Source organism: Butyrivibrio sp. AE3009 (genome assembly GCF_000420845.1).
GTDB lineage: Bacteria > Bacillota > Clostridia > Lachnospirales > Lachnospiraceae > Butyrivibrio.
On record NZ_ATVS01000064.1, the window covers coordinates 1 to 9,650 of the forward strand.

Annotated in this window: 11 protein-coding genes and 2 pseudogenes; 10 read left to right on the forward strand and 3 right to left on the reverse strand. The window is 38.1% G+C overall.

The features are described 5' to 3' along the window. Positions 1–184: 184 nt before the first annotated feature. The 4 genes and pseudogenes from G588_RS20855 (at position 185) to G588_RS0117580 (ending at position 1,778) form a co-directional block, all read left to right on the forward strand. Complete coding sequence (locus G588_RS20855) at positions 185–856, forward strand: helix-turn-helix domain-containing protein (RefSeq protein ID WP_022780002.1); 672 nt, start codon at positions 185–187, stop codon at positions 854–856. A gap of 18 nt (positions 857–874) precedes the next feature. Then, a pseudogene (locus G588_RS23485) lies at positions 875–1,093 on the forward strand (TIGR04076 family protein); the annotation flags it as partial. Continuing rightward, a pseudogene (locus tag G588_RS20860) lies at positions 1,086–1,328 on the forward strand (TfoX/Sxy family protein); the annotation flags it as partial. The pseudogenes G588_RS23485 and G588_RS20860, both read left to right, overlap by 8 nt. A gap of 147 nt (positions 1,329–1,475) precedes the next feature. Next, the gene (locus G588_RS0117580; RefSeq protein WP_022780004.1) at positions 1,476–1,778 is read left to right on the forward strand and encodes an ArsR/SmtB family transcription factor; all 303 of its coding nucleotides are present in this window, start codon (positions 1,476–1,478) and stop codon (positions 1,776–1,778) included. Positions 1,779–1,805: 27 nt separating this feature from the next. Here the strand turns inward: G588_RS0117580 and G588_RS0117585 are convergent, their stop codons facing one another. Next, positions 1,806–2,843, reverse strand: a complete 1,038-nt coding sequence (locus tag G588_RS0117585; protein WP_022780005.1) for a YeiH family protein — start codon at positions 2,841–2,843, stop codon at positions 1,806–1,808. 127 nt (positions 2,844–2,970) lie between these two features. Between G588_RS0117585 and G588_RS0117590 the strand changes: the two genes are divergently transcribed. Next, positions 2,971–3,855 (forward strand): LysR family transcriptional regulator, encoded by an 885-nt coding sequence (locus G588_RS0117590; RefSeq protein ID WP_022780006.1) that lies wholly within the window; start codon positions 2,971–2,973, stop codon positions 3,853–3,855. 65 nt (positions 3,856–3,920) lie between these two features. Beyond that, complete coding sequence (locus tag G588_RS22630) at positions 3,921–4,088, forward strand: hypothetical protein (protein WP_022780007.1); 168 nt, start codon at positions 3,921–3,923, stop codon at positions 4,086–4,088. Positions 4,089–4,477: 389 nt separating this feature from the next. Here the strand turns inward: G588_RS22630 and G588_RS0117600 are convergent, their stop codons facing one another. Continuing rightward, positions 4,478–5,380, reverse strand: coding sequence for an AraC family transcriptional regulator (locus G588_RS0117600; RefSeq protein WP_022780008.1), 903 nt, complete (start codon positions 5,378–5,380; stop codon positions 4,478–4,480). Between the two features lie 134 nt (positions 5,381–5,514). Between G588_RS0117600 and G588_RS0117605 the strand changes: the two genes are divergently transcribed. From G588_RS0117605 to G588_RS22850, 3 genes are all read left to right on the forward strand, one after another. Beyond that, positions 5,515–6,114: a DUF1349 domain-containing protein gene (locus G588_RS0117605; protein ID WP_022780009.1), complete on the forward strand. Its 600-nt coding sequence runs from the start codon at positions 5,515–5,517 to the stop codon at positions 6,112–6,114. A gap of 2 nt (positions 6,115–6,116) precedes the next feature. Next, positions 6,117–7,298 (forward strand): MFS transporter, encoded by a 1,182-nt coding sequence (locus G588_RS0117610; RefSeq protein WP_022780010.1) that lies wholly within the window; start codon positions 6,117–6,119, stop codon positions 7,296–7,298. A 120-nt stretch (positions 7,299–7,418) separates the two neighbouring features. After that, complete coding sequence (locus G588_RS22850; protein WP_255367899.1) at positions 7,419–7,721, forward strand: GNAT family N-acetyltransferase; 303 nt, start codon at positions 7,419–7,421, stop codon at positions 7,719–7,721. 144 nt (positions 7,722–7,865) lie between these two features. On the opposite strand, the gene G588_RS0117620 is transcribed toward G588_RS22850, so the two are convergent. Next, positions 7,866–8,687, reverse strand: a complete 822-nt coding sequence (locus G588_RS0117620; protein WP_022780012.1) for an AraC family transcriptional regulator — start codon at positions 8,685–8,687, stop codon at positions 7,866–7,868. 152 nt (positions 8,688–8,839) lie between these two features. On the opposite strand from G588_RS0117620, the gene G588_RS0117625 reads away from it, so the two are divergent. Further along, positions 8,840–9,650: hypothetical protein (locus G588_RS0117625; RefSeq protein WP_022780013.1), on the forward strand; the 811-nt coding region annotated here is incomplete at its 3' end.

Sequence of the window (9,650 nt, forward strand, 5' to 3'; positions counted from 1 at the left end):
CAACAATCGTAGATTACTTTTACCACGAAGAAGTAAGAGGAACTGCCAATAGTGGAAAGAGAAATGTAATACATAATCCTTGATGGAAGAATAAATTGGAAGATAATAACTTCAACTCTACTCTCCGTAGGTACCATCATTAGAAAAACTGATTTACAATCTGTGCATGGAGGTGAGAACGAAAATGAACCAATATGTTACAGGTGCAGTTATTAAGGAATTGCGAGAAAAGAACAAGATGACACAGCTTCAGCTAGCAGAAAGGCTGGGAGTAACTGACAAAAGTATCTCAAAATGGGAAAACCTGAGAGGATTGCCGGATATTACTCTGCTGGAGCCTATAGCGAAGGCATTTAAGATTTCAGTTACAGAGCTGATATCGGGTAATACCATTCACAATGCGAATGTATCCGCAAATATGCTGCGGTCGAAGTTCTATGTTTGTCCAATCTGCGGTAATGTGATACACAGTATGGGGGAGGCGGCTATCCATTGTCACGGTATCCAGCTCATGCCTTTAGAGGCGGAACCAACAGATGAGCGTCACATGGTCTTTATCGAGCGTGTTGAAGATGAATATTATGTGCGTATCGATCACAGCATGACAAAGGAGCATTATATTTCGTTTGTGGCGGCGGCTTCATCCGATGAAATGCAGATGGTGAAGTTCTATCCGGAAGGGGGCGCTGAAGCACGGTTTAAGATCAGGGGAGTCAGAAGGATATTCTTCTACTGCAACCGTGACGGCCTGTTTTTGATCGATCCGGTAAAGGGGATTGATGACAAGGAAAGCGGTTATGATGATTCTCAAGAGAGAAGAGAACTGGAAAAGGCTGCAGATATGCTGTTTGGATAGTGTGACGGAGGCCGGATTATGAAGAAATGGTTTGACGAAGAGTATGAATTTACCGTAGAGGTTGTGGGATTCCTTCGAGGGGATCATACTGAGCGATATTGCAGAAACGGAGAAGAAATCGGCGATAAGTATACCTGCACATATGGCTGTCCTGTGAATCAAGATGGATACGGTATATGTTCTAAGACAATGATGATGCTTTATCCGTTGATGGAAGCAATACGGAGCGGCGGTGATGGGAGAATACATCATCTATTATCGTGGAAAAGTAGTCGGTGGCATTTATGATGACCGTTTTCTTGTGAAGCCTGTAAAGTCTGCTGTGAAAATGATGCCGGAAGTCGGTCTGGAACTTCCATACGAGGGAGCGAAGGAGATGCTCCTTGTCGATAATGCTGAGAACAAAGAGTTTCTTCGCAATCTGTTAGAGGCGATGTATGAAGAGCTACCTGCTCCAAAGAAAAAGAAGTGAGCTATAGTAAGGAAAATAAGAAGATAAATTGCCACGGAGGAGACAGAGTTTTAAAAGCTCTGTCTCCTTTTTGAAATAATACATTGACGAATATCTATGTATATGCTTTATCAACACATAGATAAACATCTATATAAGGAGAAGATTATGGCCAAATTAGACGAAGTGCTGATATGTAAGGCTCTTGGAGATCCCAACAGAATGGAAATAGTTAAGATGCTTTCTGATCAGGAGAAATGCGGATGTAAGCTTCTTGAAAAGTTTGATATTACACAGCCGACTCTCTCTCATCACATGAAGATACTTGTGGATTCGGGCTTGGTTAAAGACAGGAAAGAAGGTAAGTGGCACTACTATTCAATAAACACGGACATCATGAAGGAATTCTGTGGTTTTATAAAAACTCTCTGTAATGAAACCACCGGCAAGTGCTGTAAGGGAGAACCGTAATGTGGAACTTTATTCAGACTCAGGTCTTTACCATATCCCCATTACATGTTGCATCACAAGGCTTACAACTGTTATTCCGCCCCAGCAACAGCCACCAAGCAGTATCGGCTTTCCACCGGATTTAATGAGCTTGACCACGTTGCTGTTCAGGCCTATAGCAGCCATGGCCATTATGATAAAGAACTTGCTAAGTTCTTTAAGAGGTTTAAAAATATCCGAAGGTACTCCCATTCCCAAGCAAAGTGTTGTGATAATTGAAGCAAGAATAAAGAACACTATGAACATCGGGAATGCTCTCCTGAAGCTAAAACCGTTGGTGGTGCTTCCATCCTTTTTTGCTTCCTTTGCTCTCAGATAAGCAAGAACCAGTGTAATCGGAATGATTGCTAATGTCCTTGTAAGCTTCACTGTAACTGCCTTGTCCAAAGTCTGACTACCCAGGTTCCACATGCTGTCCCAGGTTGATGCAGCTGCAGTGACGGAAGAAGTATCATTAACTGCAGTTCCCGCAAAAATACCGAAAGCCTCTCCTGTTGTGATATCAAAACCTATAAGCTTTCCCAGCGAAGGAAAAAGAAGTGCTGCCAGCACGTTAAAGAAAAATATCACAGAAATTGCCTGTGCCACTTCATCATCATCCGCATCAATGACAGGAGCCGTAGCTGCTATTGCTGAGCCGCCGCATATTGATGAGCCAACTCCGATAAGAGTAGCTGTGTTTCCTTTGATATTCATAACCTTATGAAGAATCCATGATAGGATAAGCGATGTTGAAATCGTGCAGATAATTATAGGAAGTGACTGTTTTCCGGTCTGAAGAACGACCGAAAGATTCATACCAAATCCAAGGAGGACAACAGCCGCCTGCAGAATTATCTTTGATGTAAACTTTATTCCATCAGCCGCCTTCCCCTTGTCATTCCAGAACAGGGCTATTATCATGCCCAGAATGATTGCAATCACCGCTCCGCCAACGACAGGGAAGCGCTTTCCCAGGAGCCATGAAGGAACTGCAATAGTGAAGCATACGATTATTCCCAAATAATTCTTTTTCAAAAAATCCATCTCAAGACCTCTCTCACTTTCTAATCTGTTATTTCGCAGGTCTTATTCTATTCTGTCTTTTGAAAAAGATAAAATTATATATTATTATGTAACCATAAATATTTTTTATCGTTATGGAGAACTGATTATGCTGGATTTCAGAATAGATACTTTCCTCTGCGTTTGCAGACACCTCAATTTCACCAAGGCGGCTAAGGAGCTGAATATTACTCAGCCCGCTGTTTCTCAACACATACATCATCTTGAAAATGAATACGGGACAAAGCTGTTTACTCAGGATGGAAAAAAACTTTTTCTAACTGACAACGGAAAACTCCTGTATAAAAAAATGAATCAGATAAAAAATGATGATGAAAGTCTCAAAGAAATACTTTCACAGAATAACCATGGCTTAAAAGACATCTCTTTTGGTGTCACCATGACCATAGGAGAATACATAATTGCTGATCCGATCAGTGATTACATAAAAAATCACCCGGATACTAATCTTAAGATTACATTTGGCAACACATCGGAGCTTCTTAAAAAACTCTCCGAGGGGGTTATAGATTTTGCACTTGTAGAAGGATATTTTCCTGAAAATGATTATGAAACGCTGCTTTTTAGCAAAGAAGAGTTCGTTTCTGTCTGTTCGGCAAAGCACTCTTTCACTCAGAAACCGCGCGTGATAAAAGATCTCTTTCCCGAGCGAATTCTTATAAGAGAACCCGGTTCAGGAACGCGCAATATATTAGAAAGAGCTCTTGCCTTGAACAATTACTCTACAAGTGATTTTAGGAATTTTATCCAGGTGGAGAACATGCATGCCATAATAAGCCTTATTGAAAAAGACTGTGGCATCACCTTTTTATATAAAGCAGCGGTTGCATCCGGACTGCAGTCCGGATATCTGAAAACAATCCCCCTTGACGACTTTAGGGTAAAACATGATTTTACCTTCATCTGGCCAAAAGATACTGTTTTCAGTGAAGAGATCCGTGCAATATGTGAGGAAATCCTACCGGTGGCATAAACATTTTAGTAAAATGAATAACGATAAGCATACCTATTCTTAAAAAAGCATTTAATGAGGAAGAGATGACCGTACTTGCATCATGGGACATATCAGATCTATGGGCGAACTGGCAGGGCGCATGTATCAATAGTGGAAGCATCTGGTTTAGGGATGTGGATACTGAAAAGAAAGAGTTTAAGATCGTTTCATTGTTTGATCTTAGAGAGGCTGGAGGAGAAATAACGGATTAATTAGAGCTGTGGGTACATTGTGAACCTTTGGTTTAAGTCCCGTGTGCTCCGCTAAGAAAGATATATTCGAAGATAATCATACAAAAGACAAACAAAGATTTAATGAGTAGAAAGTAAAATCAGAGTATTATTTTTGATCGCAGTTATTAAAGTCGCCACCAGCAGCGTACAGTAGTCCTGAGCTTTCTACCGTACACAACAGGTAAACAGCAACTTAACTTGAAAATGTCGAAAGCAAGGCACTTTCGAATCATTAATCGTTCTCAAAGAGATAATCATTCTGCAGATGCAGATTCGAAACCCCCAGATTTTATCTGGGGGTTTTCTTATATTAATCAAGTAGTTCAGATATGCTACGGCCGTTCTAAATCTTCATCGTTGCCTTGTTCTTAATTATTACGGTATTCACGAGGTGAACAGTGGAACAGTTCCTTAAATGATTTAGAGAAATAACTGTTGTTATCAAATCCACATAACTCATAAATTGTTTGAACTGAGTAAGTGCTGCTTTTAAGCATATATGCCGCATTTTGCAATCTGAAATTCTTAAGATATTTAATTGGTGAAATATTGATAATTGACTTAAAGCACCTAAGAACTTCACTTTTACTAACATTTGCAGCATTAGCCAGGTCATCTAACGTTATATTTTTAGAATAGTTTGAATGGATGTAGTTTAGGATTATCTGTACGCGCTCCTCTAACAGTGGATTTACTGTGTGGGTAAGCATACTTTCTGTTAGATTCATATGATTTAGTACAGCAAAAAAATCAGATAATTCATTTCTAACTGATATCTCGTAATCCTCTGGTTCATGATTTATTATTTCCCATACAGTTTTGATAATATTGTCCAATTTGCTAAAGAATATGGAATCTGACTTCAGCATAAAATCTCTAATACTTGCGCTATGGATGATAGGATGTAAATACTTTTTATAATAAATACTTTCTGTATTGCTGCTTATAACAGAGCTGTCAAATATGACAGATTTAAAAATTGCTGCATTGACGGGGGTATGATTACGCATGGAATGCAAAACATTGGTATTTATGAAAAATAAGTCTCCTTCTGAAAGTATATATTTTCTGTTACCGCATTCTAAAAGAATAACGCCCTTTTCGACATGGCCTATCTCAATTTCAGCGTGCCAGTGCCAGTTGACAAAATCTTCGGTGATATCATCTCTATATATGGCAACTGGAAACTCTACAGTTCCATGGGTTCCAGTTTCATCTATATTGAATGGAGTTGCTTGTTTTGATAATGATATACATGATGAGAGTGCCATAATTATTCCTCTTGAAGATATAGTTATACTATTTGACCATTTTATTCCTTTTATTATATTAATAATACGATATAATTACAATAATTTCTTTCGATTAACAAAAAAGCACTAACAAAAAGAGGAGGCTGTAGATTATGTTTGATAATTTTAAATGGATCAATAAAGGTGAGATAAAAATTGAAGAGAATAAGGTTACAATAAAAGCACCGGCTTTGACAGATTTCTTCTGTGGTGGAAGTACAACAAGTGAAGAAGGAATTCTTCCTGAATCACTTTGTAATGCTCCATATTTCTACACAGATGTTAAGGGCGACTTCGTTCTTAATGTAAAGGTATCTCATGATTTTAAGGAAACTTATGATTCTGCATCTGTAATGGTTATGCAGGATATGGACAACTGGGCTAAATGCTGTTTTGAACTTACTGACTTTGGAACACACGCTGCTGTAAGTGTTGTAACTAAAGATGGTGAATCCGATGATGCTAATGGATGCGATATTGAAGGACAGAATTTTGCATATCTTAGAGTTTGTCGCGTGGGCAGAGCATTTTCTTTTCATTACTCCCTGGATGGAGTGCATTTCCACATGACAAGATATTTCTTAATGAAAGATGCTGAGTCTGTGAAAGTAGGTTTACTTGCTCAGGCACCTACAGGCCAAGGTGGAGACAGAATATACGAGAATCTTTCTATTGAAAGCAAAACGGTAAAAAATATCAGGGCCGGGGAATAAAAATGGAAGTAGAAAAGAATTATAAAAAAACACAGCTTGCATGCTATCTGGGATTTGTAACACAGGCCATCTGCGCTAATTTTGTACCGCTATTGTTTATAACATTTCATAATACATACAATATATCATTTGGAAAGCTGGCTGCTATTTCAACAGCATTCTTTGTTACACAGCTTGTAGTTGATTTTTTATGTGCAGGTATAGTAGATAAAATGGGTTACAGAGTATGCGTAATAGCTGCAGAGATTACATCAGGATTAGGACTTGCAGGACTTGCTGTATTACCTGACTTATTGTCAGTACCATTTTGGGGAATCCTTGTGTGTGTATTTATATATGCTGTTGGAAGTGGATTGACAGAAGTGCTGGTAAGTCCAATTGTAGAAGCATGTCCATTCGAAAATAAGGATACAATGATGAGTCTTCTTCATTCCTTTTATTGCTGGGGATGGGTTGGAGTTGTCTTGGGCTCCACAGCCTTCTTTACGGTTTTTGGTATAGAAAAATGGAGAATAATGGCACTTATATGGTCGGTCATTCCGCTTTATAACATTTTCAATTTTGCAACCTGTCCAATCGAACCACTGGTAGAAGATGGTAAGAGCATGACAATGCCCCAACTGTTGAAAACAAAAGCATTTTGGATTTTTATTATACTCATGATCTGCGCAGGTTCTTCAGAAATAGCGATGGGACAGTGGGCATCCGCCTATGCTGAATCAGCACTACATGTTTCCAAAACGGTTGGAGATTTGGCTGGACCCTGCGGATTTGCAGTGTGCATGGGAATCAGTAGACTTCTTTATGGAAAGTTCGGTGAAAAAGTTGATCTGACAATTTTCATGATGGCATCCGGAGTATTGTGCCTTATGTGTTATCTGGTTGCCGGACTGGCAAATATACCATGGGTTGGATTGATTGGATGTGCATTATGCGGATTTTCTGTAGGTATAATGTGGCCAGGTTCAATTAGTATATCATCACAGATACTTCCAACTGGAGGTACAGCAATGTTTGCACTTCTAGCGCTCGCAGGAGATTTAGGGGGAGCAATGGGCCCTGCTATTATTGGAAGTATATCTGAAAAAGCGGCTAATAATTTGCAGGCAGGAGTATTGGCAGGTATAGGTTTTCCTATCATTTTAGTAATTTCAGTGTTCTATATTCGAAATAAGTATCGATAGATATTCAAATTGGTGGAAGTAATATAGCAGGCAATATCGTCATATTATAACCATAGGTACTAACTATTCTGGTAGTATGATTATTCAATATTTCATAATGATGATTACTCTTTTAACGAGCTGCAGGTAGTAAAGGTCGCCAATGAATTCAATGATCCTGAACTTCTCAATAAAGTTTGGGTATATGATGATGGCATAGTTAAGGGAATGATACATCTGGAGGGAAAAGAAATTTCGGAATTATATGTAGATTACTTTTTTTGGAACCAAGGCATAGGAGCCCAATTGATAGAGTTCGCAAAAGAAAAATATGATAGCAGATTCCTATGGACGCTGGAGAAGAACAAAGAAGCTATTCATTTTTACAAGGCACATGGATTTAATCTCAACGAAAAAAGACAATTAGAAGAAGGCACACCTTAATATATCGTGATGCTAGAGCGAGACTGAAACTAGGATTATTTTTTAAAGAAATAACAAAGTTGCCACCAACCGCATACAGTAGCCCTGAGCTTCCGTCAAAGAGCAGAAAATCGTTATTGCTTATGACGAGCACGTGTCAACTGGTTATTTATGCGTTTTTTTTAGTTGTTCACGATATTCTGTAGGTGTTAGTCCATAATTTTTTTTGAATAGATAATAAAAATAAGATATGTTCTGAAAACCGCAAGCTTTGCTTATAATTGCAAATGAATTGTTTGAACAATCCATTTCATGTATCGCATGACGAAGACGGAGTTTGTTGATGTATTCTTTTACGGTCAGTGAAGTATTCTTTTTGATAATGCGATGGATATAGCTTTCTGATACGCCGCAGCATTCAGCAATTTGGCTGACATTTTGCAGAGTGGTATAGTTTGCGTCAATATAGTTTATGATTCTTTGGGCGCTGGATGTTTTGACATCACTAACAAATAAGCTGCTATCAGCGCAGTATTTCTTTTGAAATTTAGAGAGATCTATCAGTATTTGTGCAAGAAGCAAGTAGGATGACTCAGAAGTATGGCTCATAGCCTTATTCCAAGTAAGAAGTTTTTTTCTGTAATCTGCAGGAATGAAGATTATTGGTGTTTTAAAGCATGTTAAGTATGTGGAAACAATGTTTGGCTGAAAATATCTATCCAAATACTGCTTTGAAAAATGAATGCAGAGACCTGAGTAATCAGTATTTCCTTCACTGCGATGAGAAATATTGCTTTCAAATAGACATGCAAATCCTTCTTTTACAAGATGTGTGGTATTGCCAATAGTAACAGTTCTTTCTCCGGAAAGCAGTATATATATTTCATAATGGGTATGGTGATGCGAATAAGGCATAGACCATCCTTTTTTTGTTTCTTCATAGGACATTTCAAAGTTTTCATATACAAATGTTCGTTTATCTGCCATGGTATCTTTCTCCTTGTATTCATTGTATTCATTGTAGCAATGAGTTCAGAATAGCTCAATCAAAAAAATAATAGGTTCAGAATAGTGTATTTCATCATGAAAAGTAAAAGACTTATGATATAGCCAGAATATTTAAGATGGAGGCTATTTCGATGCGAAAAGAATTAATTAACGCAGCAGATAAATATCAAATGAATTGGATAGAGGGAGCTACCGAATGGGGAACAGTAAAGATACCATCACAGATTTCAGTTGATGTATGCTGTCAGGATGAAGAGGATATTATTACAGAGAAATATCTTTTTACTAATATCAGTGATAAGCCGCTTTTTACATCTCTTACGGATATTGGTATTTACACACCTTTTAATGATGATTATTGTGGTTCTGATATTTGTACAAAAATGCGTTGCCACACACATATATATTGTGGAGGAGAGATGTCTTATGTAATGGCTCTTCGCATGGGAGGTGAACCCCCTCACTTGGGGTTGGTACTGACAAAAGGCAGTCTTGCCGGATATAGTGTGGAGAGAGACCTTTCTCGTATCAGTAATGACAGGGGCGATTTTATTATGCATCCAACACCTCAGGTACTGAATCCGGGGGAGTCCTTTGAAATCGAATGGAAACTTTTCTGGCATCAGGGGAAAGAGGATTTTTATCAAAAGATTAATCAGATAAATCCCGGATATGTGGATGTACAGGCAGATCAATATGTTGTATTTGAAGGGGAAGATATAAAGATTTATGTGGATGGTGAAGAAAAACTTTATCAGAAATCTGAAAAACAAGGAGTACATACATTTTGCTTTGAAAAAAATGGGGTAAATGCTAAGTGTGCAGTTAATGTATTACCTGCGTTTCAGGAGCTTATAAAAAATCGAGTAACATATATTGCGGAAAAACAACAGCTTCATAAAGAAAATTGTCCTTTGGATGGTGCATATTTAATCTATGATA

Excerpts from the sequence above, each read along its gene's own strand:
- G588_RS20855 (WP_022780002.1), top strand. The coding sequence starts at position 185 with ATGAACCAATATGTTACAGGTGCAGTTATTAAGGAATTGCGAGAAAAG.
- G588_RS0117580 (WP_022780004.1), top strand. The coding sequence starts at position 1,476 with ATGGCCAAATTAGACGAAGTGCTGATATGTAAGGCTCTTGGAGATCCC.
- G588_RS0117585 (WP_022780005.1), bottom strand. The coding sequence starts at position 2,843 with ATGGATTTTTTGAAAAAGAATTATTTGGGAATAATCGTATGCTTCACT.
- G588_RS0117590 (WP_022780006.1), top strand. The coding sequence starts at position 2,971 with ATGCTGGATTTCAGAATAGATACTTTCCTCTGCGTTTGCAGACACCTC.
- G588_RS22630 (WP_022780007.1), top strand. The coding sequence starts at position 3,921 with ATGACCGTACTTGCATCATGGGACATATCAGATCTATGGGCGAACTGG.
- G588_RS0117600 (WP_022780008.1), bottom strand. The coding sequence starts at position 5,380 with ATGGCACTCTCATCATGTATATCATTATCAAAACAAGCAACTCCATTC.
- G588_RS0117605 (WP_022780009.1), top strand. The coding sequence starts at position 5,515 with ATGTTTGATAATTTTAAATGGATCAATAAAGGTGAGATAAAAATTGAA.
- G588_RS0117610 (WP_022780010.1), top strand. The coding sequence starts at position 6,117 with ATGGAAGTAGAAAAGAATTATAAAAAAACACAGCTTGCATGCTATCTG.
- G588_RS0117620 (WP_022780012.1), bottom strand. The coding sequence starts at position 8,687 with ATGGCAGATAAACGAACATTTGTATATGAAAACTTTGAAATGTCCTAT.